Below are 354 nucleotides of genomic sequence, written 5' to 3' on the forward strand. Positions count from 1 at the left end.
GATGGTAAATCAGATACAGATCAAAATCATCGACCAGACAAAAACACAGGGAAGGCCGCCACAGTTGCCAAATGGCTTAGGACATGGGAAATAATTTTTCAGTAAAACTCTGTAAACGCGGAAATACAAGGAACGGCTCGTCATTAATTTTTCGAATACGATCTTTCCACTGCTCCATTAGGAACAACCGCTGATCAGTCGAAATATATGGGACGTGCCAACCAACGAACGGTTCGTGTACGTCCATACCGGAATAAGCCAAAGTACCTTGCAGTAGATGTTTGAGCATATCTTCCAGAGATCCATGGATGCCTTCTGGCTGAAACATATGCTCTTGCCCACCAAGGGTAACAC

Annotated in this window: 1 protein-coding gene; it reads right to left on the reverse strand. The window is 44.4% G+C overall.

Features of this window, described 5'->3' with window-relative positions; all coding sequences use genetic code 11:
* Positions 1 to 76: 76 nt before the first annotated feature.
* Positions 77 to 354: hypothetical protein (locus tag SB717_RS34240; RefSeq protein ID WP_410907286.1), on the reverse strand; the 278-nt coding region annotated here is incomplete at its 5' end.

Origin of the sequence: Priestia sp. SIMBA_032, from assembly GCF_046535215.1 — a bacterium.
Classification (GTDB): Bacteria; Bacillota; Bacilli; order Bacillales; family Bacillaceae_H; genus Priestia; species Priestia aryabhattai.